The organism is Roseateles flavus (genome assembly GCF_039872765.1).
GTDB classification, from domain to species: Bacteria; Pseudomonadota; Gammaproteobacteria; order Burkholderiales; family Burkholderiaceae_C; genus Roseateles_B; species Roseateles_B flavus.
Genome location: NZ_JBDPZC010000009.1, coordinates 120,071 through 145,873, shown reverse-complemented (window position 1 = coordinate 145,873; position 25,803 = coordinate 120,071). Strand labels below are relative to the sequence as shown.

The following is a 25,803-nucleotide window of genomic DNA, read 5'->3' as shown; positions in this document are numbered from 1 at the left end:
AGGAGTCCGCATGAAGTCCTGGTGGCAGACCGGCTCGCGAGAGCCGGCGCAAACCCCTCAAGCCGCCGAGCCGGCTGGCAAGACTGCAGACGCGCAGGCGCTGGTGCGCTCGCTGGCCCAGCCGGTGTCCAGCCTCGGGCGCGATGCCGCCGAGGTGCGCGGCGCTCTGGAAGACACGCAGAAGGTGGTCGTCGCCCAGCGCGAGGCCATGCAGGCCCTGGGCCACGAATTGCAGCTGGTCCAGCAGGCCCAGCAGGGCATCGCCCTGGCCACGGCGGAATCCATCGAGGCCGTGGCGCAGGCCCGCCTGGCCTTGCAGAACATCGGCGCCGAAGTGGGAGGCATCGTGCAGACGCTGCGCCAGGTCTCGGATGCCGCCTCTGAAATCACCCGCATCGCCCTGCAGACCCGCCTGGTGGCCTTCAACGCCTCGGTGGAGGCCAAGCGGGCGGGCGAGGCCGGCCGCGGCTTCGGCGTGGTGGCCGATGCCGTCAAGGACCTGGCCGCCCAGGTCGAGCAGAGCTCCAAGTCCATCATGGGCACGGTCGGCGCCCTGGATGCCCGCATCGACACCTTCAGCCGCGAGCTCAGCAGCGAAGGTCGGCAGGCCCACGAGCAGAGCAGCATCCATGCCGCCTTCGGCACCGTGCATGCCGACGTGCTGCGCATCGCCCAGGCTGCCGACCAGAGCCAGCAGACCACCGCCGCCCTCGCGGAACGCGCCGCCGAGCTGGGCGGCGAGGTGGCCCTGGCCCTGCGGCACCTGGAGTCCGCCTTCGCCTGCAGTGACCGATTCCTGCGCCTGTCCGAGGACCTGATCGAGCGCATCGCCTCCTCCGGCGTGCGCGTGGACGACGCGCTCTACATCGAGGGTGCCCAGCAGGCCGCGCAGGAGATCGGTCAGCTGCTGGAAACGGCGGTGAAGCAGGGGCGCATCAGCCTGCAGGACCTCTTCGACGAACACTACCAGCCCGTGCCGGGCAGCAATCCTCAGCAGCACCTCGCGCGCTTCTGCGAGCTGGCCGACCAGCTCTTCCCGCAGGTGCAGGAGCGGCAGCTGAAGCTCTCGGACAAGGTCGTCTACTGCATCGCCGTGGACCGCAACGGCTATGTCTCGACCCACAACCGCCAGTACTGCCAGCCTCAGCGGCCCGGCGATGTGGTCTGGAACACGGCCCACAGCCGTTATCGCCGCATCTTCAATGACCGCACGGGCCTGGCCTCGGCGCGCAACGAGCGGCCCTTCCTGCTGCAAACCTACCGGCGCGACATGGGCGGGGGCCGCTTCGTGCTGCTCAAGGAAGCCTCGGCGCCCATCTGGGTGCAGGGCCGGCACTGGGGCGGCCTGCGCCTGGCCTTCAGCTTCTGAGCCCGCGCCCGCGAGCCCGGGCACCCTGGCTCACTCGACGATGCAGGCGCGGTTCTTCCCGGTACGCTTGGCCTCGTAAAGGCCTTCGTCGGCGCGGTCCAGGGCCACCTCCAGGGTCTCTCCGGCACGGTAGAGCGTGATGCCGGCTGAGAAGGTCACGAAGACGTCCTTGCCCTCGTGCATGAACAGCGCCGCGGAAAGCGAGCGCTGCAGCCGCGTCAGCACCTGCTGGGCCTCGTCCAGGGGCGTGCGGGGCAGCATCAGTACGAACTCCTCGCCGCCATAGCGAGCGACCAGATCGCCAGGGCGCAGCATCTGTGTGACCCGCGCCGCGAGGGATTTCAGGGCCTCGTCGCCTGCGGCATGACCCAGGCTGTCGTTGAGCTTCTTGAAGTTGTCCACGTCCAGCAGAGCCAGGGCCAGCACGGTGCCCTCACGTTCCAGCTTGGCCTGCTCGGTGTTGAAGGCCGCCTCCAGCCCGCGGCGGTTGGCGATCTTGGTGAGCTGGTCGGTCTGGACCTCGCTGGAGAGGCGGCGCAGCTCGACCTCCAGCTCGTCGACTCGCTTCGAAAGCTCGGAGGCACGTTCGTGCTCGGTGCTCAGGCGCTGTTGCGTGCTGTGGACCAAGGTCTGCACCGTGCGACTCTCTTCGACCATCTCGCGCACGACGCCGGCCAGGCTCTCGAGCGTGTCGGCCTTCTCGATCACGTCGGCATAGCGGCTGACGTTGCTCTGGAAACGGTCGGTGTGCTGGCCCAGCTGGCCCAGCTCCTCGAGCATGCGGTGGATCAGGAGCTTCAGCGAATCGCGGGCGCGGGCACGCTCGGCCTGCAGGCTCTTCTGGCGCTCGCGCGTGCCTTCCAGCATCTCGCTGACCATGCGCACGCCGCGGGAGCTGAGGCCGGTGTCCAGGGCCTGCGTCATCAGTTCGCACTGGCCCCGGGCCCAGGAGTCATCCTCCGCCAGCTCGACCAGGCTGGCGCTCAGCGCGCGGCAGAGCTCGCCCATCTGGCCGAAAAGATGGTGGCGGTGGTCCAGCATCCGGCGGGCGCGCACGCACAGGGCCTCCATGGATTCGGCGCGCTGCGGCGTGGCGCCCTGCTCGCGCAGGCTGGCCAGGGCGGTCTCGAGCTCGCGCTTCAGGGCGTCGGCGCGCTCGTCCATGGCGGGCAGGGCGTGCTGCACGGTCTCATGCAGGCTCTCGCCCACGAGGGGCCAGGCCTGCGGGCCGGCCTCGCGGTCCAGGGCACTGGTGTCCAGCTGGAGTTCGTCTTCGCTGAAGAACTGGCTGGGCGTGCCGCCCGGCTCCTCGACGGCTTCCTGCACGTCCACGCCGACATCGCTGGTGTCACTGTCCCAGCTGGTGAGGAGTTGACGCAGGCGGTTGAGCAGTCGGTGCGGGTCGCTGCGGTTGGACTCCAGTACGCGCTGCAGGCCGTCCTTCTTGCGGGCCAGGGTCCACTGGCGCCCGCCTCGTTCCAGTCCGCGCACCAGGCGCTCGGTCACGCCGGCCATGCCATCGGCCAGCACGGCCGGGCCGGCGCTCTGCTGGAAGCGCTCGAGGACGCGCTGGGCCTCGTCCCAGCGTGACTCGCGCAGCATGGCCATGACGTCCTGGCGGGCTTGGATCTCACTGAGCCCAAGGCTCAGCAGGCGCTGGACCACGGGCTGGGCGCGCTCGGGGAGGGTGTCTGCCGTCGCGGCCGGCGCAGCGGCGGCCTCGCTGCCGCCGGACTCGACGAGATAGGCCCGCGCGTAGTTCTCGGGCGTGGGCTCCAGCTTGGCCATGGCCAGGCGGCGCAGTGCGGCCTTGGCGATCAGGGCCGGTGCCTGGCCGGCTGCCGCGGCAGCTGCGGGGCGGGTGGCGGGAGAGGAGGGCGAACGGTCGTCCATGGTGTTCCTGAAGGCTCAGCGCTGGCCGCCGGCCGGGCTGCTGAGGGGGCGGCTCAGGGCCGGGTCGCCGTCCAGGCCGTTGGCCTGGACGATCCAGGGTGCCTTGCGGGGCAGCACGGTCTGCGCGAGCCAGCGTTCGAGGTCGTCCGCGGCCAGAGGGCGGCTGAAGAGGAAGCCTTGCATTACGCTGCAACCCAGGCGGTGCAGCACCTCCATCTGGCGCAGGGTCTCCACGCCCTCGGCGATCACGCGCAGGCCCAGCGAGCGCGCCAGGGCGATGATGGCGGTGACCACGGCCGAGCTCTGCGGCGTGATGCCCAGATCACGCACGAAGCTGCGGTCGATCTTGACCTCTGAGATGGGCAGGGTGGTCAGGTAGGCCAGGGAAGAGTAGCCGGTGCCGAAGTCGTCGATGGAGATCTCCACGCCCACCTCGTTGAGCCGGTGCAGCGCGGGGATCACGTTCTGCAGGTCCTTCATCAGGCCGGTCTCGGTGATCTCCAGCTGGATGGCCCGGTGCGGCACGCCGTAGGCACTGACGCACTGGTGGATGTGCTCGACCAGGTCCGAGCGCTCGAACAGCCGGTTGGGCAGGTTGACGGCGATGGCGTCCGAGAAGCCGAAGTTGAGCTGCCAGACCTTGGCCTGGCGGGCCGCCTCGCGCAGCGCCCATTCGGACAGCGGCACGATCAGGCCGGTCTCCTCGGCCAGGGGGATGAAGTCCCCCGGGGGCACGAGCTTGTCGCCGCGCTGCCAGCGCATGAGCGCCTCGGCGCCCACCATGCGGGCGGCGCGCACGTCGATCTTGGGCTGGTAGTGCAGCACGATCTCGTTGCGCTCGATGGCCTTGTGCAGGGCGGACTCCAGCTCCAGCTTCTCGCGGCCGCGGCCGGCCAGCTGCGGGGTGTAGAGCGCCGAGGCATTGCGCCCCTGGCTCTTGACTGCGTACATGGCGACGTCGGAGTTGCGCAGCAGGTCGGCCGTGGTGGTGCCGTCACGCGGATAGATGGCGATGCCCACGCTGGCCGTGACGAAGCACTCCTGGCCGGCAATGAAGATGGGCTCGCGCAGGGCCTCCAGCACGCGCTGGGCCACGCGCTCGGCGTCGCGCTCGTCGGTCACCTCGGGCAGCAGGGCCACGAATTCGTCGCCGCCCAGGCGGCCCACGGCCTCCAGGGTGCGGTGCGAACGGCCGCCTACTGATTCGAGCAGGCCTTCCATGATCTGGTCGGAGTGGCGCACGCAGGCGCGCAGGCGGCGGCCCACTTCCATCAGCAGCTCGTCGCCGGCGGCATGGCCCAGGGTGTCGTTGATGACCTTGAAGCGGTCCAGGTCGATCAGCAGCAGGCCCACCTCGTGGCCGCTGCGCCGCGCCGCCTCGATGGCGCGCTCGGCCCGCCAGATCAGCTGGCGGCGGTTGGGCAGGCCGGTGAGGGCGTCGAAATTGGCCAGCTGGCGGATCTTGTCCTCGGCCAGCCGGCGGTCGGTGACGTCCTGGATGACGCCGGTGTAGCCGCTGGCATTGCCGTGCTCGTTGAACTCGGGCTCGGCCTCGATGTGGAGCACGCGCTGCCGGCCGTCGACCAGGGTCACGGCGACGTCGGTCACCAGCACCGAGTTGTGGGCCATGACCTCGCGCAGCAGGCGCATGAAGAGCTGCCGCTCGTCCCGGGGCACCATGCGCATGACGCCGATGAAGTCCAGCGGCTCGTTCGGGCCGTAGCCGAACACGCGCAGGGCTTCCGTGGCCAGCACGAAGCCGCCCGCGCCGCGGTGCCATTCGAAGCTGCCCATGCGTGCCAGGTCTTGCGCGCGGGCCAGGCGGGCCTTGCTGCGCTCCAGCTCGATGCGGGTGCGCGAACTGCGCAGCAGGTAGCGCAGGCGCCCGGCCAGCAGGCTCCACTGGGTGGACTTGACGAAGAAGTCGGTGGCGCCGACCTGGTAGGCGCGGTTGATGGAGGCCTCGTCGTCGAGACCGGTCAGCATCAGCACGGGCGTGGACTCGAAGCCCGGCATCTCTCGCAGGCGGCTGCAGGTCTCGAAGCCGTCCAGCTCCGGCATCATGGCGTCCAGCACGATGATGTCTGGCGTCCAGCCCGACACCGTGCGCAGCGCCTCCTCGCCACTGCTGGCCTCGGTGATGTCAAAGCCCCGCTCCCGCAGGGCGATGGCGGTGAGCAGCAGATTGACTTCGTCGTCGTCCACGAGCAGCACGCGGGGCTGCTCGGGCAGGTCCTGGTCCACGGTCGGGTTGGCTGAGTTCATTGGGGCCCCGTCAACAAGGCTTCAAGGGCATGGCGTACCAGCCCCGCCTCATCATGCATGGCATCGATGAGCTTGTCCAAGCCTTCGGTCTGTCCGTTGCGGGCCATGGTCTCGATATCGGCACAGTGCCGCGACAGCTGGAGGGCTCCCAGGCTCGCCGAGGAGGACTTCAGTGTATGGGCCACATGCCGGATGGCCGCCAGGTCCATGCCGGCCTCCCGGGCGCGCTGGAGGTCGGGCAGGAGCTTGTCCAGGGACTTGACGAAGGCGTTGATCACCCGGGGCAGCAGCTGGTTGCTGCCGCTGGGGTCCAGGTCGCGCAGGCGTTGCAGCGAGGCCTCATCCAGGCAGCCGGCGCTGCGCTCGGGCGAGGTGGGCGGGGTGGCAGACGGCATGGTCTCTCCAGGAGGAAGGTGGGCCGATTCGGCAGGCGCGGGGGCGGTCTCGGGGCCGGACGGGGCGGCCTGGCCCAGCTGGCGCTGCAGCACGGCCTGCAGTTCACCGCTGCGGATGGGCTTGGGCAGGTAGTCGTCGAAACCATAGGCCAGCAGCTTGCCGCGGTCGCCTGACAGGGCGTTTGCGGTCACGGCGATCACTGGCAGGCGTCCCGGATTGACGAAACGGAAGCGGCCGTCGCCGCCTCGACGGAAGATCTGCAGGGCCTGGATGCCATCCATGCCGGGCATGTGGATGTCCATCATGACCAGGTCGAAGGCCGATTCGCCCAGGGCGAGCAGTCCTTCTTCGCCGCCGTTCGTGAGCTGCACCGTGCAGCCCAGCTGCAAGAGCATCTGCTGGATGACTTCCTGGTTCACCGGGTTGTCCTCGACGACGAGGATGCGCCACGCCGGTGGCGTCGCGGGCCCGGCCGCGGCCGGCGCCTGAGCCGCCGAGCCGCCGGCTGCCGCCAGGGGCAGCGCCAGGCTGAAGATGCTGCCGCCCTCGGGTCGCGCGGCGGCTTCCAGACGCGCGCCCATCTGCTGGGCCAGCTGCTGGGCCACCGCCAGGCCCAGGCCGGCGCCACCGTAGCGGCGCGCGAGGCTGGCATTGCCCTGGGTGAAGGGCATGAACAGGCGCTGCAGCTTTTCCGCCGGGATGCCGATGCCGGTGTCCACCACCTGCAGCATCAGGCCGTCCGGTGAGCTGCCAGTGGGCTGGCGCAGGGCCCTCAGGCGGACCTCGCCCTGTTCGGTGAACTTGAGGGCGTTGTCCAGCAGCTTGCCCAGCAGTCGGCGCAGCGCGCCGGCGGACACCGGCACCGAGGCCGGCAGGTCCTCCGGCAGCTCCAGCGTCAGACGCAGGCCGCGCGACTCGGCCTGCGGACGGTACTGGGCGGCCAGCGTCTCCAGCAGCGGCCGCAGCGGGCAGTCGCCCCCGCGGAGCTCGGCGGCCTCGCCTTCCAGGTGGGCGAGGTCCAGCATGTCGTCCAGCAGGTGCTGCAGGTCCTCGGCGCTGGCCTGGACCTGGCGCGCGTAGTGCTGCTGCCGCTGGTCCAGCGGGGTGTTGAGCAGGAGCTGGGTCATGCCCAGGATGCCGTTCATCGGCGTGCGGAATTCATGGCTCATGTTCGCCATCAGCAGGCTCTTGGCCTGGCTGGCGGACTCGGCCTTGTCCCGTGCGGCCTGCAGCTCGCGGTGGCGCTGCTGCTCCTCGGTCACGTCGGCCAGGATGCCGTAGACCAGGGGCGCCCCGCCCGCGTGCACCTGGACCCGCGTGCGCAGACGCACCCAGCGCAGGCCGCGGCCGGGGTGCTGGATGCGCAGCACCATGTCCGAGGACTCGCCGGCGGCCTGGGCCAGCAGACGGCGCTGGTAGAGCACGCGGTCCTCGGGGTGGATGCGCTCCTCGAACAGGCGGGGGCCGTGGCGCAGGTCCATGGGGCTCAGCCCCAGGGTGTCCAGCAACAGGGGCGAGCTGAAATGCAGGCGGTCCCACTCGGCATTGGTGACGAAGAGGCACTCGCTGACGGCATCGGTCACTTCCCGGAAACGGGTGTCGCTTTCCTGCAGCGCGCGCTCCAGCTGGCGGCGGGCGTTGGCGTCCTGCAGTACCAGCACCGCGAGGGTGCGACGCTGTCCGGCCAGCGGCAGCAGCAGCCGCTGCACCTGCAGCCAGCGCGGGCCGAAGGGGGTCTGCACGCGCAGGTCCTCGCGAGCGCCGCGGCGGCCTTCTCGCAGCGTCTGCCACCGTGCGGGGGCGCAGAGCTCGGCCAGCGCCGGGTCCACGCCCTGGCCCAGGGGCTGGCCCAGCACGGCAGCGCCGCGCAGCGAGAGCAGGCGCTCGGCCTCGCGGTTGAGGTGCATCAGGCGGCCGTCCTGGCTGTCCATCAGCAGCAGGCCCAGGGGGAGCAGGTCCAGCAGGGCCAGGGAATCGGCCGGATTCAGGGCCTGCAGGAGCTGCCGAGCCGCCTCGCCGGCCAGGGAGGAATCAGGCGTCATGGGCGCCCTGCGGGCCAGTGGGGCGGCCGGCGCGGGCCTCGGCCCTCAAGACCTGACCCTCGTCCCGGTGGCGGGCGGTGCCTGTCGGTGCATGTGCTGCCGCGCCCCCCGGGGCCCGGCCTGTGTCTCGTTCCTGCATGGATCGTCTCTCTGCGGTGGGCGGCGCCTCCAAGGCGGGCCCTGGACCCTCATCGCCGCATTCTCGGTGAAACGCCGCTGAACTGGGTAGAGGGATCTTTACAATGAGTTGCATGAGCAGTCTCAGCCAAGTCCCGCAGCGTGGTCGACGCCGACCCTGGTGGGGGGGCGCCCTCGTCGGACTGGGGCTCGCGCTGGCGGCGCTGGGCCTGTGGATGCTGGGCAGCATGGAATCGCAAGGCGCGCTGTGGAGCGGGCTGCTGGCCGTGGCGGCCATGCTGCTGCTGTGCGTGGCGCTGGCGCTGGGCTGGCACCTGGGCGTGCGCCTCACGCGCCAGCAGCTGGGCGAGTCCCTGCGCGAGCTGCGCCAGCAACTGCACGCACAGGCTCAGGTGCAGTCCGACTGGCAATGGCAGACCGATGCCCAGCATCACCTGGTGCGCTGGCAGGCTCCTTGGGGCCAGCCCGGCTCCAGCTGGGTGGGCCTGGCCGCTACGCAGTCCCTGGCCGAGCGCCTGCAGCTGGAGGCGCCCCTGGCGCTGCAGCTCCACGAAGCCCTGACGGCCCAGCGCCCCATTCAACAGCTGAGCCTGCCCGGGGCCTCCGCCTGCGCGAAGCCGCAGGCCGGCAGCTGGTCCCTGCAGGCCGTGCCCCTGCTGGACGGCAGCGGGCGTTTCTGTGGCTTCCTGGGCAGCGCACGTTTCATCGCAGCGCCGGAGGCCGCAGCGCCCGCCCAGGGCGCCGTCACCACGCTGCAGCAGGCCGACAGCGAAGGCCTGCGCGCCGAGCAGGCCGCCTTCGCCTACACCGTCTCGCATGACCTGCGCGCGCCGCTGCGTGTGGTCGAGGGCTTTGCCCGCATCCTGCGGGAGGACTATGGCCGCCTGCTGGACCGCGTGGGCAATGACCACCTGGACCGCATCTCCGGCGCGGCCCAGCGCATGAATCAGATGATCGATGCCCTGCTGGCCCTGAGCCGGCTCTCGGTCCAGGCGCTGGAGTGCCGGCCGGTGGACCTCAGCGTGCTCGCCGGCCTCGTGGTCGAGGAGCTGCGCCGCGACGCGCCGCAGCGCCAGGTGGAGGTCCGCATCCAGCCCGGCCTGGTGGCCCAGGGCGATCCCACCCTGCTGCGCGTGGTGCTGGAGAACCTGCTGGGCAATGCCTGGAAGTACAGCAGCAAGTGCGAGCTGGCCCACATCACCTTCGAAGCCAAGGACACGCCGCAGGGCCGGGTCTTCGTGGTGAGCGACGACGGCGCGGGCTTTGACATGCGCTTTGCCGACCGGCTCTTCGCGGCCTTCCAGCGCCTGCACAGCGCCAGCGATTTCCCCGGCACGGGCGTGGGTCTGGCGTCGGTGCGGCGCATCGTCAGGCGCCATGGGGGCGAGATCTGGGCCGAGTCGGCCGTGGGGCAGGGCGCTCGCTTCAACTTCACGCTGCCGGGCTGAACGCCGCGGGCGGCGCACTGCCGCCTCAGGCCTGATCCGTCGCGGGCAGGGCCAGCAGTTCCACGGCTTCGAGCAGGCGCGCGGCCTGATCCGGGAGGGAACGGCCTTCCGCAGCCGCCATGCGACGCAGGCGCGTCAGGGCATCACGGCGGGAGAGGGAATAGCGGTGCATCAGCACGCCCACGGCCATGGCCTCGGTCTGGCCGAGCACCTCGTCGCCGCCCTGGGCGCGCGGCGGCTCGGTCGGGGTGCTGCCGCCGATCCTTCCCCGCAGGTTGGCAAAGGCCGCTTCCACCGCCGGCACGATCTGGTGGATGTCCAGGGGCTTGACCAGATAGGCCACGGCGCCCAGTTCCTTGACCTTGGCCACAGTGTCTTCGTCGGCGAAGGCCGAGAGGAACATGAAGGGCGTCTGCAGGGCCTCGCGCAGATAGGCGGCGACGTCGAAGCCGCTCATGCCCTCCATGCGGATGTCCAGCAGGGCGAGTTCAGGGCGGTGCTCGCGCGCCAGCAGGATGGCATCGTCGCCGTTGTCGGCGTCGATGACCTCGTAGCCAGCCTGGACCAGGCCGTGGGTGAGCGTCGCCAGGACCAGCCTGTCGTCGTCGACCACCAGAATCTTGCCTTTGCTCGTCACTGCCTGCGTTCTCCCACCCAAGGTGGCCGGATTCGCCCGGCCTGGCCACGCTTTCGGCCCCGGGGTGGAGCTGCGTGATCTGTGCCGCTCCTGGTCTTTCCGGGCGGCCAAAAGCAGTCATTGTCGCCGAATTGCCGCCTTGCCTGCCTTCACGCTTGCCCTAGTCAGGCACAGAGTGGGGCGCAGGGCGACCGTGTCGGTCATGGGCAAGCCCGGGGCCTGGTTCAGCCGGCGGCCAGCCAGGTGATGCTGGGCGGCTGCAACTCCATGGTGCAGCACACCAGCAGGCCCTGCTGCTCCAGGCTCAGCTTGGCGCTGCGTCGGGGCAGCAGCGCACGCACCAGTCCCAGGCCCGAGACGCTGCCGGGCACGCCGGCCAGGCTGAAGCCCGGTGGCAGCTGGCCCGGGTTGACGATCTGGATGGAGACCCGGTCGGCCTCGCAGCGCAGGTGGCAGTGGATGGGCGCGTCCACGCTGTGCTTGATCGCGTTGGTGAGCAGCTCGTTGAGCGTCAGCGCAATCGGGATGGACTCGGCCTCCGGCAGGGCCCAGCGCGCCGCCTCGGCCGCCATGCCGCCCTCGATATGGCAATGGATGGGCCGGCCGAACATGCGCTGCACGGAACCGGTGATGGCCTCCACCACCTTGGGCACGCGCAGCGGACCGGCGCCGCCCACCTGCAGGCCGTAGACCTGGGCGATGGCCTGGACCTGGCCCACGGCCTCGGAGATCACGCCCTTGATCTCCGGGCGGCGTGCGGCGATCTGCTGCAGCAGGCCCGCCACGCCCTGGAGGTTGTTCTTGATGCGGTGATGCACTTCCTTCACCAGCAGCTCGCGCTGGGCGATGGCGGCCTCCAGGCGCGCAGCCTCGGCTGCGCGCTGCTCGGTGACGTCGCTGGCCACCATCAGCAGCTGCTCGGGCTCGCTGGCGCCGTCGGGGCGGCTGACGTCACTGAGATGCAGGTAGCGGGTGTCCCAGATGCGGGTCTCGCCGCCCATGCGCAAGGGGTACTCGCGCTGAGTGACGGCGTCGGTCTGCAGCGCGGCTTCCATGTCCAGGCGGATGGCGCTGCCCTGCTCGGCGCCGAAGAGCTCTTCCGGCGTCGCGCCCAGCAGGGCCTGCTCGGGGCGGCCGGCCAGTCGGGCCGCCACCTGGTTGATCTTCTCCAGGCGCAGGCTGCGGGCATCCAGCAGGCTGATGGCCAGGGGCGCGGCCTCGATGATGCGGCGCAGGGAAGCCTGGGCCTGCTGGGTCTGTGCCTCGGCCTGGCGGCGGCGTTCGATGTCCAGCAGGGCGTAGGTGAGCTGGCGGCCATGCTCGGCAAGACCTGTCACCACGGCGTTGCCCACCACCCAGAACTCGCGGCCGTCGCGGGCCATCAGCCGGCATTCGAAGGTCTCGGCCTGGCCTTCGGTGAGCTCGTCGAGGTAGTGCGTCTGGCGGAAGGGATGCTCGGGCTCGGGTGTGGCCACGATGCTCATGGGCTGGCCCAGGAACTCGACCAGGTCGCCGCCGAACATGCGCCGCGCCGAGCGGTTCATCCACTCGATGCCGCCGCGGCCCACCGTGACGATGCCCACCAGCACCGAGTCCAGCACCGCCCGCTCGCGCTCGGCCTGCAGCAGCAGCGACTGCTGTGCGCGCCAGCGGTCGTCCACGTTGACGTAGGTGGCGATCAGGGCTTCGTCGGCCAGGCCCTGGCGCATCAGGCGCTTGCTGACCTGCATCCACAGCAGGCTGCCGTCGCGCCGGCGCACGCGGCGCTCGCCGCGCCACAGGCCGCTGTCCTGCAGGGCCATCTGGGTGAGGCGGCCGATGTGCTCGTACTCGTGCTGCGATTCATAGAGCGCCTGCAGAGGCAGGCCCACCAGCTCCTCGATGCGGTAGCCCGTCAGCTGGGCCAGGGCTTCGTTGGCTCGCTCGATGCGGCCGTTGCGCAGGATGGCGATGCCCACGTCGGACAGGCTGAACATCAGCTCGCGGTCCTGCACCAGGGTCTCCAGCTGCGCCTGCTGGCTCTTGAGGCGGCTGATGTCGCTGATCACCGCAATGGCCTCGGGCTCCATCGACTGCCCCGCCGGCACGGCCTTGAGGCTCAGGGACAGCCAGCGCGCCTGGGCCTGGTTCGGGCCGACCTGCTGGAACTCGGCCTCGAAAGGCTGCTGCGGATCCAGGGCCTGCAGGGCATCCAGCACCTGCCGGGCCAGCTCGGGCAAGGCCTGGAGCAGCCGGGCGATGCCGGTGCCGGCCTCCGGCTGCGTGGCATGGCCCAGCATGCGGGCGAAGCCGGGATTGCAGCGCACCAGGCGCTGGCCGCGCAGATAGGCCAGGCCCAGGCCGGCGCCGTCCATGGTGGTGGTGAGCTCGTGCAGCAGTTGCTCGCTGCGGGCCTGGGCCTGCTGCTGCGCGGTCATGTCCAGGGTCACGACGGAGGTGGTGCGCTGTCCCGATCCCAACTGACCGGGCTCGACCCGCGTGAGCAGCCAGCGCCGGCCCAGCTCGGGGTGGCGCACGGCGTAGCGGACCTCGGCCTTCTCGCCGGTCTTGAGCGCCCGCTGCAGGCGCTCGAACTCAGGCAGGGATTCGGGCTCGACGATGTCCCGCCCCACGCCCTGCAGGCCGGCCAGGGGGCCGGAAGGCGCGGCGCCACCCTTGCCCGGGCGGGGCCGCAGCCAGCCGGCGTCCTGCTGGAAAGTGGCCAGGCCGACGCCGGCGGTGTCCATCAGGGCATCCAGCTGCTGGTGCGCCAGGTCGCGCTCCTGCTCCAGGCTGCGGTCCTCCAGCAGGGCCATCACCCGGCGCTGGCCCGCATGCTCGGGCAGGAGGCGGGCCTTGGCCTGCCACCAGCGGGTGCGGCCCTGCGGGTCCAGCAGGCTGGCCTGGGTCAGCAGCATGCCCTGCCCCTCCAGCAGCAGGGGATGCAGCCCCTGCGGCGTCCAGCCCAGCAGGGACTGCAGGGCGGGCTCAGCCTCGTGAAGCGTGGCGGGGACCTGCAGGCACAGGGCGGCGAAGGCGCTGTTGTGGCGCAGCAGCAGGCCCTGGGCGTCGAAGAGCACCATGGGCAGTGGGCTGAGGTCCAGCCACTGTGACGTCTCCAGCTGCACGCGGTCGGCCTGCTCGCGGGCCAGCATCTCGGCGCTGCAGTCCTGCAGCAGGACCAGGGTCTGCGTGGGCGACTGCGGCTCGTGGAGCCGGTGGCTGCTCAGGCGCACCCAGCGTTCGGGCCCGCCGGGCTCGCGCAGGCGCAAGGGGCGCGCGGCGGTGTCGGCCCGCACCAGGCTGCGCGCCAGGGCTCGGCTGTGCGGGCGCTCACGCCACTGGGCGCGGTCCTCGGGCGCCAGCCACTGCGCGAAGTCCTGGCCCTGCAGGGCCTCCAGGGGCCTGCCCAGCAGCGTGAGCAGGGCCTCGTTGGCCGACTGCAGCCGGTGCTGCCCGTCCTCGACAAAAGCCGGAAATGGGGAATGCCAGAGCAGTTGCAGCAGGTCCTGGGCCGCGCCTGGGGCCGCAGGTGCCAGGGGCGCTGGCGGATTCGATTGCGAATGCGATTGCGACGGCAGATGGGGCGTCACGCCGACATCGCTCGCCGGGTGGCGGCCCAGCACGCTGCGCCCTGCGCGGGCGGGGCGCGCCGTTTCGGGGGAAGACTCGACGCGGGCATGCAGCATCCAGCAGGCCGCGTCCTGCGTGTCGGGTGTCAGCCCGATGAGGTGGAGCTGGGCGCGCAGGGCTTCGCTGAGGGCCCAGGTCGGGGCCACCGGCGCCCGCCGGCCTTCGGCCAGCGCCTGGGTGGCCAGCTTGAGCCAGTCGAAGACCTTGGTGCCGGCGGCGGTACGCAAGCCTTGCAGGCTGCCTCCCGGCTGCAGGTCCAGGGCCTGGGCCGCGGGGTTGGCTTCGAGGATCTCCAGCCGCCGGCCGAGCAGGACGACGGGATCGCTGAGCTCATGCATGAGCCCGCGCAATGCGGTCAGGTCCTGGGCGAGCAGAGAGAGCTGGGATGGCACGGAGCGCAGTGTAGGACAAGCGCCTGGCCCCAATCCCGAGCGGGACTTGCCGCCGGCCTACTCCAGCTGCGCGGCCTTGCCCAGGGCACGGACGACGGCCAGATTGACTTCCTCGATGCCCAGCATCAGGGCGTCCGTGCTGGCGCGGAAGTCGAAGGCTGACTCGTTCTCGACGGCGTGGACCAGGTCGAGATAGGGCTTGTAGGGCCCGGTCTGGTCGACCAGGGCCTGGCGAACGCGCTCGGGCACGGGGATGGACTGCAGCAGCTTGTCGAAGGGCTGCTTGAGCATGTGGTCCAGCAGAGAGAACAGGCCGCAGATGAACATCTCGTCCCGCATCTCGGACTCGCTCATGCCCTTGGCCAGCTCCTCCATCAGCAGGCCGCGGCGCAGCGCGGCGTACATGATGGGACGCATGGCGTGATCCTTGCTGGCGGTGGCCAGCAGCAGGGCCAGCCAGCGCTTCAGCCGTGCATAGCCCAGCAGCATGATGGCGTGACGGAAGGAGCTGACCTCCACCGGCAGGCCGAAGGCGGCCGAGTTCATGTAGCGCAGCAGCTTGAAGGCCAGGCTGGGGTCGCGCTTGAGGGTCTGCTCCAGGCGCTCGACGTCATCGCCCTGGTCCAGGCGGGACATCAGCTCCACGATAACCTGCAGGTCGGCCTGGATCTCCTGCTTGCCGGCGCCCGGAGGGGGCTCGTAGGCCTCGACCGCGGGGCTCCCGGCAACCAGGGCCGCGCCCAGCTTGAAGGCTTCATCGATCTCGGCGGTGCCGCGGGCATTGCCCACCAGCACGTTCTTGCCCTGCAGCGCGGCCAGGCCCAGGCGACGGGCGTCGTCCAGGTCCAGTTGGACGCGGCCGAAGGCGCCGCGCAGCTCGGGCGCCAGCGGATTGGCACTGAGCCCCTTGAGCAGCAGGCCGGTGCCGTTCTTGCGGGCGGCCTGGATGGCTTCCGCGGCCTCGGGGCTGGCGCCCATGAAGGCCGGCCATTCCAGCTGGGTCTGCGGAGGCAGGGGCAGGGCGGCCAGGCCCTGGAGGCCGGCTTCGCTCATCAGGTTGAGCTGCAGGGGCTTGGGCGGTTCGCTGAAGGCCGGCTGCAGCGCGGCCAGCAGGGCGCTTCCATCCAGCGGGGCGTCGGGGCGCAGGGGCAGGATGCTCAGGCGCGTGGCGGTGACCGTGCGCTGGGCGTCGATGACGGGCGCATAGCCCAGGGCCAATTGGCCCAGGATGGGATGTTCACTCATGCAGGCGCTTCGCTTGGGTTCAGTTGTTCAGGTAGTTGAAGAGGGACATGCGCTGCACGGTGGCATAGGCCTTGAGGGCGGCTTCGTAGCCTGTCTGCTGGTTCTGGAAATCGGAGATCGCCCGGGTCATGTCAAGGTCTTCCGCGGCCGATTTCTCGGCTTCGTTGTACTGCTTCAGCGCGGCCAGGCGGGTTTCGGTGCCGTCCAGATTGTTCAGGCGTTCCCCGACCTGGCTTCGCACATTCTGCAGGTTGGCCATGGAGGCGTCCAGATCTCGCAGCGCCAGGACGTTGCTTTGCACGATCTCGGTGCCCGTACGGTTGGTCTTGCGCAGGTCGGCCACCGCGCCGTCGAGTACATCAAAGACCTTCAGCGTGTTCGTCGCAGGCTGGATCTGGAACTCGTCGCCATCGGCGGCCACGCCCTGCAGTGTCATGGACATGCCATCGAAGTCCAGGGTCTTGCCTGGCACATAGGTGCCGGATTTCACGACACCACCGCTTGTCGTGTCCGTCACGGTGTAAGTGGCTGTAGGTCCTGTACCACTGATGGAAATCTTGTAACTGTCTCCAGTCAAGGCCGCCGGATCGATGACGCGGCCGGAGTCGATCCAGGACTTGGCCGGCCCGCCCGTGATGCTGTTGGGCAGGGCCGAGGTCACGAAGCTGCCATTGCCGCTGCGGGCCTGTTCCCAGGTCTGGCGGCCGTCGACGGTGAGGGGGAAGTTGTCGAGGTTGCCGGTCTGGATCTGGCCGGAGGAACCGCTGTAGACCACGCCGGTGGCCGTGTCCAGGAAGGGCGGGTTGCCTGCGCCCTGGCCGGAGAAGAGGTAGCCGCCGCTGCCGTCAGCCCGGTTGGCGATGGACAGCAGCTGGGCCCGCAGGCCCTCGATCTTGTTGGCCAGGCCGTTGCGCTCCGAATCACTGTAGGTGCCGTTGCCGGCGGAGACCAGGGTCTCGCGGATCTGCTGGAGGATCTCGTTGGCGTCACCCAGGGCGCCTTCGGCCAGCGTCATGCCGTTGCGGCTGGCCTCCAGCGCGCGCTGGTTGGCGTCGACGCGGCCGATGGCCGAGAGCGCCCGCTCGGCGCGGGCCGCGCCGGTCGGGTCGTCGCTGGCCATCTCGACCCGCTTGCCGGAAGTCAGCCGCTGCTGCGCTTCCTGCATGCGCTGCTGGCGGGCCTGCAGTTCGGTGATGCCGGCGTCGAAGACAGTGATGGTGGCGAGTCTCATGGCGGAATTCCTTCAGCGGCGCGTGAGGGCCGGGGTTCAGCGCTGAGCCAGCGTGAGCAGCTCGGCAAAGACGGTCTGGGCGGTCTGCAGCACCTTGGCGGCGGCCTGGTAGCCCTGCTGGTACTGCATGAGCCGGGCAGCTTCCTCGTCGAGGTTGACGCCGGCCTGGCTGGCACGGCTGGTCTCGGCGTCGGCCGCCACCGCGGCGGACACATTGCTCAGGTACTGGGCGCCCTGCACCCGCGCGCCTATCTCGGACATGGCGGCCGCATAGGCGTCGTTGATGGTTGAGCCCGCGGCCAGGCTGCCGTCGGGCAGCAGGCGCTGGCCCACGAAGGCTTCCTTCTGGATGTTCAGGAAGGCCTTGGCATTGCCGTTGTTGCTGGCCGGGAACTTGGTGGTGGTGATGTCGACCGCATCGTCCTTCTTCGGCACGCCCACCAGGCGCAGCTCGAAGCCCAGGTCGATGGGCGGCGTCGCGCCGGGTTCGTTGCCGATGGGCGAGCCGGGCGTCCAGGTGCCGGTCAGCGTGCTGCCGTCGGACAGGGTGATGGTGTAGTCCACGCCATTGGGCACCAGCGGATTGGGGTCACCGAAGACCAGGCGGGCCGGCGTCAGGCTGAGGTCCAGCTTGTTGTTGACCGCGTACATAGCGTCCACGCTGACGGTGCCCTTGTTGTTGACGTCGGTGGTGGCGCTGACGGGCGAGGCGGCAGCGATGCCGGTGGTCTGGTCCAGCACGCGGCGCATGTCGACCGAGGCCTGGGCCACGGGCTCCAGCAGCATGCTGTCGGTGCTGGCCAGCGGCGCGCCGACGATCTTGACGGTGAAGCCGTCGACCGTGTCGCCGTCCGAGATGGTGCGCTCCAGGCCGTCGGACAGGCGCGTCAGCTTGTACTGGCCGGGCGAGGTGGCATCGGGCTGCAGCTTGTAGGAGCTGGCCTGCAGCTGCTTGGCGTCGCTGATGGTGAGGTCCACCTTGCTGGCGAAGGTGCCGTCGGGATTGCGCACATTGGTCTCGGCCGGCAGGGCCCGCGGGGGCGCCAGCGAGAAGATGGGATTGCCCGCGCCGGGCGGGTTGGTGAGGGTCCAGCCCAGGGCCTGCTGGTCGTTGACGCGGGTGGCCAGCGCGGTGGCCATCTGGCCGATCAGGTTGCGGGCGTCCTGGATGTCCTTGTTCTGGTAGCGCAGCAGGGCGCTCAAGGAGCCGCCGGTCAGGATGGACTCGTCCAGCTTGCGGGCGCCGCTGACGTCGATGATGCTCAGCGAGGCGCGGGCCGGATCGTAGGGATCGGCCGTCACCTGCAGGGCCTGGGCGTCGGCGCCCAGCACCAGACGCTGGCCGCCGCCGATGAAGACGCCCAGCGTGCCGTCGTCCTGGGCCAGCGTGGTCACCTGCACGTACTGGCTCAGCTGCGAGATCAGCTGATCGCGCTTGTCCAGCAGGTCGTTGGGCGTGTGGCCGTTGCCGTTGGAACGGGCGACCTGGTCATTGGCCGCGGCAATCTGCTTGGAGAGCTGGTTGATCACGTCCACATTGGCCCGCAGATCGCTCACCACGCCGGCCTGCAGCTGCTGCAGCTGCTCGCCGGCATTGGAGAAGCGCGCGGCCAGCTCCTGCGCACGGCCCAGCACCACCTGGCGGGCGGAGGGGTCGTTGGGCCGGCTGGTCACGTCGACCATGGCGTTGAGGAACTGGCTGGCCGCATAGCCCAGGCCCTGGGTCCCGGGCGGGAAGAGCTTCTCCAGCTGGGACAACTGCTCCAGGCTGGTCTGATCCATGAAGGCCGTGGACTTGGTGCTGGCCGCGTTGTTGGTCAGGAAGGCGTTGTAGGAGCGGGTGACGGTCTCGATCACCACGCCCTTGCCGAAATAGCCGGCGCCGGTGTACTGGCCGTCCGGCGTGGTGAGCTGCAGGCTCTGGCGCGAGTAGCCCGGCGTGTTGGCATTCGAGATGTTCTGGCCGATGACCTGCAGCGCCGCCTGGTTGGCGAACATGGCCCGCATGCCCAGTGACATCAGTGCGGAGTTGCCCATGGTTCTGTCCTCGATTGGGTCCGGTGCTCAGGCGCCGGGCGCTCAGGCCATGGCGCGCTGCACGCGCACCGTGGTGTTGATGGTCTTCGCCAGCTTGACGGCGTAGTCCGGGTCGGTGGCATAGCCGGCCTTCTGAAGGCCCTGGGCGAAGGTCTCGGCGTTGCCCTTGCCGGCCTTGGCCACCACGTCCTTGTAGCGGTCATTGCTGCTCAGCAGCTTGGCATAGTCCTTGAACGCGTCGGCGTAGCTGTCGTAGGCGCGGAACTTCGCGGTGACCTTCTGCAGGCGGCCGTCGATGTACTCGGTGGTCTGGACCTCGGTGGTCTTGCCCGTCCAGCCCGCGGTGGCCTTGATGCCGAAGATGTTGTGCGAGCTGCTGCCGTCCTTGTTCATGATCTCGCGCTTGCCCCAGCCCGACTCGTGCGCGGCCTGGGCGATCATGAAGGAGGCCGGGATGCCGGTGCTGGCCTGTGCCTCCTTGGCGGCGCCGTCGTGCTTGAGGATGAAGTCCTGCACATGCGGGGCCACGTTCTTCTTCGCCAGCTGCGGCAGGGCCTGGGGGGCGGCGGTCTTGTCGGCATCAGCGCTGATGCCCATCTGGCGCTGCAGCTGGCGCGTGATGGCGTCCGAAAGCCCGCCGGGCAGGCCCGTCATCTTGGTGGCGAACTGCTGGTCCAGCATCTCGGTGCCCATCTGCGAGCCGGCGTTGTCCAGCATGCCCGAGGACAGCGTGGCGGCTCGCATGCTCTTCATCACCTCCTGCATGAAGAGGGACTCGAACTGCTTGGCCGTCTCCCGGATCTGGCTCTTGGGGTCGCGCGCGGCGGAGGCGCGCAGGGCGTCCAGCGAGCGCGTGTCGGTGCTGAGGCTGTTGCCGCTGAGGGTCGGTGGATTGAATCGCATGTCAGTTCTCCTCGGCGACGCCCCGCAGCCGTGGGCGCAGTGCATCAGCCAAGCCAAGCGACGTCCGAGGATCCGGCTTTGCCGGGCCTGCGGGCGTGCCCCCTGAGGGGGCTGGCGAAGCCAGTAGGGGGGGAGTCATCAGATCACTTCCAGCTCTGCATTGAGCGCGCCGGCAGTTTTCATCGCCTGCAGGATCGCCAGCAGATCCTGCGGGGTGGCGCCAAGTGCGCTGAGCGCCTTGACCACGTCCGAGAGCTTCGCGCTTGCGGGCAGCTGGATCAAGGGGCCAGCCTCCTGGCGGATCGCGATATCGGTCTTTTCTGTCACCACGGTCTGCCCGCCGCTGAGCGCGCCGGGCTGGCTGACCTGCGGGGTGCTGGTGATGGTGACGGAGAGGTTGCCATGCGCCACGGCGCAGTTGCCGATGCTCACGGCCTGGTTCATCACCACCGAGCCGGTGCGGGCGTTGATCACCACCCGGGCCGCCGGGGCCGCCATCTCGATGGGCAGCTCTTCCAGGTCGGCGAGGAAGGCCACGCGCTCGTCGCTGTCGGTGGGGGCCTTGACGCGCACCACGCGGCCGTCCACGGCCTGGGCCACGCCCGTGCCCTTGGCCTTGTTGATGGCGCGGGCCACCGCGCGGGCGGTGGCGAAGTCGGCGGAATTCAGGTCCAGCTGGATGGCCTCACCCAGGGCCAGGGGCGTGGGCACTGAGCGCTCCACGGTGGCTCCGGCGGGAATGCGGCCGGCGCTGAGGTGGTTGATCTGCACCTTGGCGCCACCGGCCGAGGCCCCGGCGCCGCCCACCACCAGATTGCCCTGTGCCATGGCGTAGACCTGGCCGTCGGCACCGCGCAGGGGCGTGGCGATCAGCGTGCCGCCGCGCAGGCTCTTGGCATTGCCGATGGAGGATACGGCAATGTCCAGGGTCTGGCCCGGCTGGGCGAAGGGGGGAAGCTGGGCCGTCACCATCACCGCGGCGATGTTGCGCGGCTGCATGGTCACGCCCTGGGGCAGGATGACGCCAAACTGCTGCAGCATGGCCTGCAGGCTCTGGCCGGTGAAGGGGGCCTGGGTGGTCTGGTCTCCGGTGCCGTCCAGCCCCACGACCAGGCCATAGCCCGTGAGGGCATTGGTGCGCACGCCCTGGACGGCGGCGACTTCCTTGAGGCGCACCGCTTCGGCAGTGCCTGCCGCGAACAGCAGGGCGGCGAGCAGGAGACGCAGGACGGTGGTGGTGGACATGATGGTCGCAGGGGTAGCCTTGCGACCAATTTTGCGAAAACTTTAGACCGGCGAAAGACTCAAAAAGAAGCGCGACAGCCAGCCTATTCCATGGGCCTCGGCCGGCGCGCCGCGACCGCGCTGCTCGATGCGCACGTTCGCGATGGCCGTGGAGGGGATGGCATTGCCCTGCTGGATGGCGCGTGGGTCCACCTGGCCCGAGAAGCGCAGCACGTCGACGTTCTGGTTCACGCCGATCTGCTTCTCCGCAATGATCAGCAGGTGCCCGTTGGGCAGCACCGCGGTCACCACAGCGGTGACGGTGCCCGTGAACTCGTTGGTGTTCTGGTTCGCGCCCTTGCCCGCCGCCTTGTTGGAGGAGCTGCCCGCTACCGAGGCCCGGCCGAAGCTGTTGCTCGCGATGCCGGGCAGGGCGGTGAGGCTGCCGCTGAGGTCGCCGCTCTTGGCCAGCTCGCTGGTGGAGGACTGGCTGGCGCTGACCTTCTCGGCGATCTGTACCGTCAACGTGTCGCCCACCAGGCGGGCACGGTGGTCCTCGAAGAGTGGTCGGTAGCTGGCAGCCTGGTAGATGGCGCCGTTGAGGGCCGTCTGCGGCGGCAGAGCCGGCATCTGCACCACGGGCGTGTTCTGCATCTCGACCTGGGGCATCTTCATCGAGCTGGCACAGCCGGCCAGCAGGGTGACGGCAGCCAGGGCGGCCAGGGCGGACGGGGCAGCGGTGCGGGAACGCATGGGGAACCTCTCAATCAGCGGGCGTGGGACTCAGGGGCGCGATCAGATCTGCGAGAGCTTCTGCAGCATCTGGTCCGAGGTCTGCACGGCCTTGGAGTTCAGCTCGTAGGCGCGCTGGGTCTGGATCATCTGCACCAGCTCCTCGACCACGTTGACGTTGGACGTCTCCACGAAGCCCTGCTGGATGGCGCCCATGCCATTGGCATTGGGGGCGCCGGCATTGGGCGTGCCGGAGGCGGCGGTCTCGGTGAAGAGGTTCTGGCCCTTGGGCTCCAGGCCGGCCGGATTGACGAAATTGGCCAGCTGGATCTGCCCCAGGGTCTGGGGCTGGGTCTGGCCGGGCACCATGACGCTCACCGTGCCGTCCTGGCCGATGGTGACGCTCTGGGCATTGGCCGGCACGGTGATGCCGGGCATCACCGTGTAGCCGTTGTTGGTCACGACCTGGCCGTTGGCGTCCAGCTGGAAGCTGCCGTCGCGGGTGTAGGCCGTGGTGCCGTCGGGCATCTGGATCTGGAAGAAGCCGCTGCCCTTGATCGCCAGGTCGAAGTTGCCCGTGGTCTGCTGCAGGCTGCCCTGGCTGAAGTTGCGCGAGGTGGCGACGGTGCGCACGCCCAGGCCCAGCTGCAGGCCGGTGGGCAGCTGCGTCTGCTCGGTGGTGTTGGCGCCGCTCTGGCGCAGGTTCTGGTAGATCAGGTCCTCGAACACCGCATGGCTGCGCTTGAAGCCGTTGGTGCCCACATTGGCCAGGTTGTGCGAGATGTTGTCCAGCTGCGTCTGCTGGGCTTCCATGCCGGTCTTGGCGATCCAGAGCGAGCGAATCATGGCGGGGTCCTTCTCTAAGCCTTGCCCTCAGGCTCAGCTGTTGCTGGACAGCAGCTTGGCGCTGGTCTGTCCCTGGGTCTGGGCAATCTGCAGCAGCTTCATCTGCTGCTCGAACTGGCGGGCGGCGGCGATCATGCTGACCATGGTCTCGACGGCGCTGACGTTGGAGCCCTCCAGCGCGCCGTCCTGCAGCCGTGCGGCCTGGTCGGCGGGCAGGTCGCCGTTGGCGGCTCGGAACAGACCGTCGGTGCCTCGGGTCAGCGGGGTCTCGGCGGTGGGCGTGACCAGCTTCAGCCGGCCGATCGCCGTCGGACGGCCCGTGGCCCCCTTGGCGGTGATCGTGCCGTCATTGCCGATGCTCAGCTCGCTGTTGGGCGGCACGTTGATGGGGCCGCCGTCGCCCAGCACCTGCAGGCCGTTGCGCAGCACCAGCAGCCCTTCGCTGCTGACATCCAGGGAGCCTGCACGCGTGTAGGCCTCGGTGCCGTCCAGTCCCTGCACGGCCAGCCAGGCGTCGCCGCGCATGGCCACGTCCAGGTTGCGGCCCGTGGCGCTGATCACGCCGGGATCCGGGTTGTAGCCGATGGTCGTCTCCAGCGCGTACGCCCGCGTGCTGGCGCCATCGCCGCGCACAGGCACGGCGCGAAAGGCGGCCAGCTCGGCCCGGAAGCCGTTGGTGGAGACGTTGGCGAGGTTGTTGGCCAGCACGTCCTGGCGCTGCATGGCCGCCTTCGCGCCCGCCATCGACAGATAGATCATGCGGTCCATGAGAGGGCTCCCGAACTGAAACTAGCGCCCCCGGCGCCTTCCCGCGCGGGCGCCGCCGATCCGGCTTCGCCGGGCGGTCGGCGCCGCCCCCTCGAGGGGGCGCGCGAAGCGCGTAGGGGGTGGGACATCAACGGAGGTTGACGAGGGTTTGCAGCACCTGGTCCAGCGTCTTGATGGTCTGGGCATTGGCCTGGTAGACGCGCTGGGCCGTGACCATGTTGACCAGCTCGGCCGTCATGTCCACGTTGGATTCCTCCAGCGCGCCGGACTGCAGCACGCCCATGTTGCCGTCGCCGGCCACGCCGACCACCGCATCGCCCGAGGCGTAGGTCCGCGCCCAGACGTTGCCGCCCAGCGGCTGCAGGCCCTGCGTGTTGCGGAAGGTGGCGAGCTCGACCTGGCCGGCCGGCTTGGACTGGCCGTTGGAGTAGCGGGCCATGATGATGCCGGACTTGTCGATCTGGATGCCCGCCAGCTGGCCCGGCGCGTAGCCGTTCTGCTTCACGTCGGTGACGGCGAAGCTGGAGCCACCCTCGGTGGTCTTCAGGATGTCCAGCTTGATGCCGTTGATGGGCAGGGTGACGGCGCCGGCCGAGTTGGTCGACACGGGGATGTCCATGTTGATCTTGTCGGTCGGGCTCACCGGCTTGGAGCCGTCGTAGGCCGAGAAGACCAGGGTGGTGTAGGGCAGGGTGGGGTTGCCGTCGGCGTCCACCGGCGTGGCACCGCCGAGGGCATCGACCTCCAGCGGCTTGCCGTTGGCCGTGGCATAGATGTTCCAGGTCGTGGTGGAGCTGGGATCGGGCGGCGCGGGGGTGGGGTCGCTCTTCTGGAAGTAGAAGGTCAGCGCCACGCTCTGGCCCTTGGCGTCGTAGACCGTCATGGAGGTGGCGTTGTTGTAGGTGGCCGGGTCATTGAGCTGCATGCCCGTGCCGATGCCGCCGGGCGCCGTGCTCTTGGCCCGCGAGTCCAGGTTGAATTCCATGGACATCTCGCTGGTGACCTGCGGCGTGATGCCGGCGGTGGGCAGCTGCAGGGCCTGGGCCAGGCCCGGCTGGATCACGCCGGTGCCGTCGGCCGGATAGCCCAGCAGCTTGAGCCCGGCGTTGTTGACGATGTAGCCGTCGCGACTGACCTTGAACTGGCCGTTGCGCGAGTACATGACCGGGTTCTTCTCGTCGCTGAGCTGGAAGAAGCCCGAGCCGTTGATGGCCATGTCCATCGGGTTCTCGGTGGTGCTGATATTGCCCTGCGTGAACTGCTGCGACACCGCGGACAGGCTGGTGCCGATGCCCACCGGATTCTGGCCGGCGCCATTGAGCGCGCTGGCATAGACGTCGGCAAACTCGGCCCGCGAGGACTTGCCGCCGTAGGTGTTGGCGTTGGCGATGTTGTTGCCGATGACCTCGAGGTTCTTGCTGGCGGCATTGAGACCGGAGAGACCTTGCTGGAAGCCCATGATGTGTCCTTCGAAAGAAAGTGCTCGAGGGGTCAGTCGACCCGTTTGACGCTGCTGTAATCGACGAGGCCGACGGTCTGCAGCTGCAGTTGCAGCTTGCCGCCATCGGTGTTGACGGCCATGACCCGGTCGTGGGCATAGCTGGTGCTGCCCAGGACGCTTGCGCCCTTGCTGGCAGTGATGCGGAAGCTGTAGCCGCCGGACTTCGCATCGAACTTGTCCGAGCTCCAGTCGAAGTCGTGCACGCCGGCGCCCTGGGCGCCCAGCTGCACTGTGTCGACCACGGCGCCGGACGGAGCCAGCACCTCCAGCTTGACGGCATCGGCCGGGCTGCCGATCTCGAAGGAGCCCTGGGCCTTGGCCGTCTCCGCGTTCCAGCTGAGCTTGTTGCCGGGGACCAGCACCTCGCGACCGACCAGGCTGACGCTTTGCAGGGCCTGCATCTGGCCGAACTGGGAGCCCAATGCCTTGATGTTGTCGTTGAGGTTGCTGATGCCGGTGACGGTCTGGATCTGTGCCATCTGCGAAGTCACCTGGGCGTTGTCCATGGGGTTCATGGGGTCCTGGTTCTTCATCTGGGCGACCAGCATCTTGAGGAAGCGGTCCTGGGTGTCCTGGGCCTGCTGGGCGGCGCTGGGCGTGGTGTTGGCGCTGCTGCCGGTCACCTTGCTGTTGCCGATCACGGTGCTGTAGTCCATGGTTTACCTCGTCAGGCTCAGGATTGGCCCAGCTGCAGGGTCTTGAGCAGCAGGCTCTTGGCCGTGGTCATGACCTCGATGTTGTTCTGGTAGGAGCGGGAGGCGGAGATCATGTTGACCATCTCCTCCACGCTGTTGACGTTGCTGTAGGTCACATAGCCCTCGGCGTCGGCCTGCGGGTGCTTGGGGTCGTGCACGCGCCGGCCCTGGGTCTGGTCCTCGGTGATCTGGGCCACACGCACGCCGGCAGCGCCGGGGTCCTGGCCGGCGCCCATCAGCTGGGTCTGGAAGGTCACCTGGCGCGCCTTGTAGGCCTGGCCGTCGGGGCCGGCCACGGTGTCGGCGTTGGCCAGGTTGCTGGCCACCACATTCAACCGCTGGCTCTGCGCGCTGACCGCGCTGCCGGAGACATTGAAGATCTGGAACATGGACATGGTGCTCTCCTGCCTGGTGCTTCAGCTCAGCCGG

General features: G+C 69.5%; 18 protein-coding genes. 2 read left to right on the top strand and 16 right to left on the bottom strand.

The features are described from left to right. The first annotated feature begins 10 nt into the window (after window positions 1–10). On the top strand, window positions 11–1,369 hold the full coding sequence (locus tag ABDJ40_RS18595; protein ID WP_347611851.1) for a methyl-accepting chemotaxis protein: 1,359 nt from the start codon (window positions 11–13) through the stop codon (window positions 1,367–1,369). A 30-nt stretch (window positions 1,370–1,399) separates the two neighbouring features. Here ABDJ40_RS18595 and ABDJ40_RS18590 read toward each other — a convergent pair whose 3' ends face one another. From ABDJ40_RS18590 to ABDJ40_RS18580, 3 genes are read right to left on the bottom strand one after another with little or no spacing between them, the layout of a single operon-like run. Next, a complete protein-coding gene (locus tag ABDJ40_RS18590) occupies window positions 1,400–3,262 on the bottom strand; it encodes a GGDEF domain-containing protein (RefSeq protein ID WP_347611849.1) in 1,863 nt (620 codons plus the stop codon). 15 nt (window positions 3,263–3,277) lie between these two features. Then, entirely contained in the window at window positions 3,278–5,527 is a 2,250-nt protein-coding gene (locus ABDJ40_RS18585) for a putative bifunctional diguanylate cyclase/phosphodiesterase (protein WP_269633801.1), read from the bottom strand. Further along, window positions 5,524–7,965, bottom strand: a complete 2,442-nt coding sequence (locus tag ABDJ40_RS18580; protein ID WP_347611847.1) for a PAS domain-containing hybrid sensor histidine kinase/response regulator — start codon at window positions 7,963–7,965, stop codon at window positions 5,524–5,526. The genes ABDJ40_RS18585 and ABDJ40_RS18580 overlap by 4 nt, the downstream gene beginning before the upstream one ends. Window positions 7,966–8,216: 251 nt before the next feature. Here ABDJ40_RS18580 and ABDJ40_RS18575 point away from each other — a divergent pair, with 251 nt between their 5' ends. Further along, entirely contained in the window at window positions 8,217–9,551 is a 1,335-nt protein-coding gene (locus ABDJ40_RS18575) for a sensor histidine kinase (protein ID WP_347611845.1), read from the top strand. Between the two features lie 25 nt (window positions 9,552–9,576). Here ABDJ40_RS18575 and ABDJ40_RS18570 read toward each other — a convergent pair whose 3' ends face one another. The 13 genes from ABDJ40_RS18570 to flgC form a co-directional block, all read right to left on the bottom strand. Then, a complete protein-coding gene (locus ABDJ40_RS18570) occupies window positions 9,577–10,188 on the bottom strand; it encodes a response regulator (protein ID WP_347611844.1) in 612 nt (203 codons plus the stop codon). A 224-nt stretch (window positions 10,189–10,412) separates the two neighbouring features. Further along, window positions 10,413–14,138 (bottom strand): PAS domain S-box protein, encoded by a 3,726-nt coding sequence (locus tag ABDJ40_RS18565; protein ID WP_347611842.1) that lies wholly within the window; start codon window positions 14,136–14,138, stop codon window positions 10,413–10,415. Between the two features lie 111 nt (window positions 14,139–14,249). Continuing rightward, window positions 14,250–15,437, bottom strand: coding sequence for an EAL and HDOD domain-containing protein (locus tag ABDJ40_RS18560; protein WP_347611840.1), 1,188 nt, complete (start codon window positions 15,435–15,437; stop codon window positions 14,250–14,252). A gap of 19 nt (window positions 15,438–15,456) precedes the next feature. Next, window positions 15,457–16,668 (bottom strand): flagellar hook-associated protein FlgL, encoded by a 1,212-nt coding sequence (gene flgL, locus ABDJ40_RS18555; RefSeq protein ID WP_347611839.1) that lies wholly within the window; start codon window positions 16,666–16,668, stop codon window positions 15,457–15,459. 36 nt (window positions 16,669–16,704) lie between these two features. Then, window positions 16,705–18,705, bottom strand: a complete 2,001-nt coding sequence (flgK, locus tag ABDJ40_RS18550) for a flagellar hook-associated protein FlgK (protein WP_347611838.1) — start codon at window positions 18,703–18,705, stop codon at window positions 16,705–16,707. 42 nt (window positions 18,706–18,747) lie between these two features. Beyond that, window positions 18,748–19,608, bottom strand: a complete 861-nt coding sequence (gene flgJ, locus ABDJ40_RS18545) for a flagellar assembly peptidoglycan hydrolase FlgJ (protein ID WP_347611837.1) — start codon at window positions 19,606–19,608, stop codon at window positions 18,748–18,750. Window positions 19,609–19,746: 138 nt separating this feature from the next. Then, window positions 19,747–20,853, bottom strand: coding sequence for a flagellar basal body P-ring protein FlgI (locus ABDJ40_RS18540; protein ID WP_269633811.1), 1,107 nt, complete (start codon window positions 20,851–20,853; stop codon window positions 19,747–19,749). Window positions 20,854–20,895: 42 nt separating this feature from the next. Further along, window positions 20,896–21,585 carry a flagellar basal body L-ring protein FlgH gene (locus ABDJ40_RS18535; RefSeq protein ID WP_347611835.1) on the bottom strand — a complete coding sequence of 230 codons (690 nt, stop codon included), beginning with the start codon at window positions 21,583–21,585 and terminating at the stop codon, window positions 20,896–20,898. Window positions 21,586–21,627: 42 nt separating this feature from the next. Then, the gene (gene flgG, locus ABDJ40_RS18530; protein WP_269633813.1) at window positions 21,628–22,410 is read right to left on the bottom strand and encodes a flagellar basal-body rod protein FlgG; all 783 of its coding nucleotides are present in this window, start codon (window positions 22,408–22,410) and stop codon (window positions 21,628–21,630) included. Between the two features lie 33 nt (window positions 22,411–22,443). Next, the gene (gene flgF, locus ABDJ40_RS18525) at window positions 22,444–23,178 is read right to left on the bottom strand and encodes a flagellar basal-body rod protein FlgF (RefSeq protein WP_269633814.1); all 735 of its coding nucleotides are present in this window, start codon (window positions 23,176–23,178) and stop codon (window positions 22,444–22,446) included. 127 nt (window positions 23,179–23,305) lie between these two features. Further along, window positions 23,306–24,637 (bottom strand): flagellar hook protein FlgE, encoded by a 1,332-nt coding sequence (gene flgE / locus ABDJ40_RS18520; protein ID WP_269633815.1) that lies wholly within the window; start codon window positions 24,635–24,637, stop codon window positions 23,306–23,308. 32 nt (window positions 24,638–24,669) lie between these two features. Next, entirely contained in the window at window positions 24,670–25,335 is a 666-nt protein-coding gene (locus tag ABDJ40_RS18515) for a flagellar hook assembly protein FlgD (protein ID WP_347611834.1), read from the bottom strand. 17 nt (window positions 25,336–25,352) lie between these two features. Further along, entirely contained in the window at window positions 25,353–25,769 is a 417-nt protein-coding gene (gene flgC, locus ABDJ40_RS18510; RefSeq protein WP_183105235.1) for a flagellar basal body rod protein FlgC, read from the bottom strand. Window positions 25,770–25,803 lie beyond the last annotated feature (34 nt).

What these genes read in the sequence shown, in the direction of transcription:
- flgJ (WP_347611837.1), bottom strand. Translation starts at nt 19,608, where the DNA reads ATGCGATTCAATCCACCGACCCTCAGCGGCAACAGCCTCAGCACCGAC.
- flgF (WP_269633814.1), bottom strand. Translation starts at nt 23,178, where the DNA reads ATGGACCGCATGATCTATCTGTCGATGGCGGGCGCGAAGGCGGCCATG.
- flgL (WP_347611839.1), bottom strand. Translation starts at nt 16,668, where the DNA reads ATGAGACTCGCCACCATCACTGTCTTCGACGCCGGCATCACCGAACTG.
- ABDJ40_RS18540 (WP_269633811.1), bottom strand. Translation starts at nt 20,853, where the DNA reads ATGTCCACCACCACCGTCCTGCGTCTCCTGCTCGCCGCCCTGCTGTTC.
- flgK (WP_347611838.1), bottom strand. Translation starts at nt 18,705, where the DNA reads ATGGGCAACTCCGCACTGATGTCACTGGGCATGCGGGCCATGTTCGCC.
- ABDJ40_RS18590 (WP_347611849.1), bottom strand. Translation starts at nt 3,262, where the DNA reads ATGGACGACCGTTCGCCCTCCTCTCCCGCCACCCGCCCCGCAGCTGCC.
- ABDJ40_RS18575 (WP_347611845.1), top strand. Translation starts at nt 8,217, where the DNA reads ATGAGCAGTCTCAGCCAAGTCCCGCAGCGTGGTCGACGCCGACCCTGG.
- flgC (WP_183105235.1), bottom strand. Translation starts at nt 25,769, where the DNA reads ATGTCCATGTTCCAGATCTTCAATGTCTCCGGCAGCGCGGTCAGCGCG.
- ABDJ40_RS18585 (WP_269633801.1), bottom strand. Translation starts at nt 5,527, where the DNA reads ATGAACTCAGCCAACCCGACCGTGGACCAGGACCTGCCCGAGCAGCCC.
- ABDJ40_RS18595 (WP_347611851.1), top strand. Translation starts at nt 11, where the DNA reads ATGAAGTCCTGGTGGCAGACCGGCTCGCGAGAGCCGGCGCAAACCCCT.
- ABDJ40_RS18515 (WP_347611834.1), bottom strand. Translation starts at nt 25,335, where the DNA reads ATGGACTACAGCACCGTGATCGGCAACAGCAAGGTGACCGGCAGCAGC.
- flgG (WP_269633813.1), bottom strand. Translation starts at nt 22,410, where the DNA reads ATGATTCGCTCGCTCTGGATCGCCAAGACCGGCATGGAAGCCCAGCAG.
- flgE (WP_269633815.1), bottom strand. Translation starts at nt 24,637, where the DNA reads ATGGGCTTCCAGCAAGGTCTCTCCGGTCTCAATGCCGCCAGCAAGAAC.
- ABDJ40_RS18535 (WP_347611835.1), bottom strand. Translation starts at nt 21,585, where the DNA reads ATGCGTTCCCGCACCGCTGCCCCGTCCGCCCTGGCCGCCCTGGCTGCC.
- ABDJ40_RS18565 (WP_347611842.1), bottom strand. Translation starts at nt 14,138, where the DNA reads ATGCATGAGCTCAGCGATCCCGTCGTCCTGCTCGGCCGGCGGCTGGAG.
- ABDJ40_RS18560 (WP_347611840.1), bottom strand. Translation starts at nt 15,437, where the DNA reads ATGAGTGAACATCCCATCCTGGGCCAATTGGCCCTGGGCTATGCGCCC.
- ABDJ40_RS18580 (WP_347611847.1), bottom strand. Translation starts at nt 7,965, where the DNA reads ATGACGCCTGATTCCTCCCTGGCCGGCGAGGCGGCTCGGCAGCTCCTG.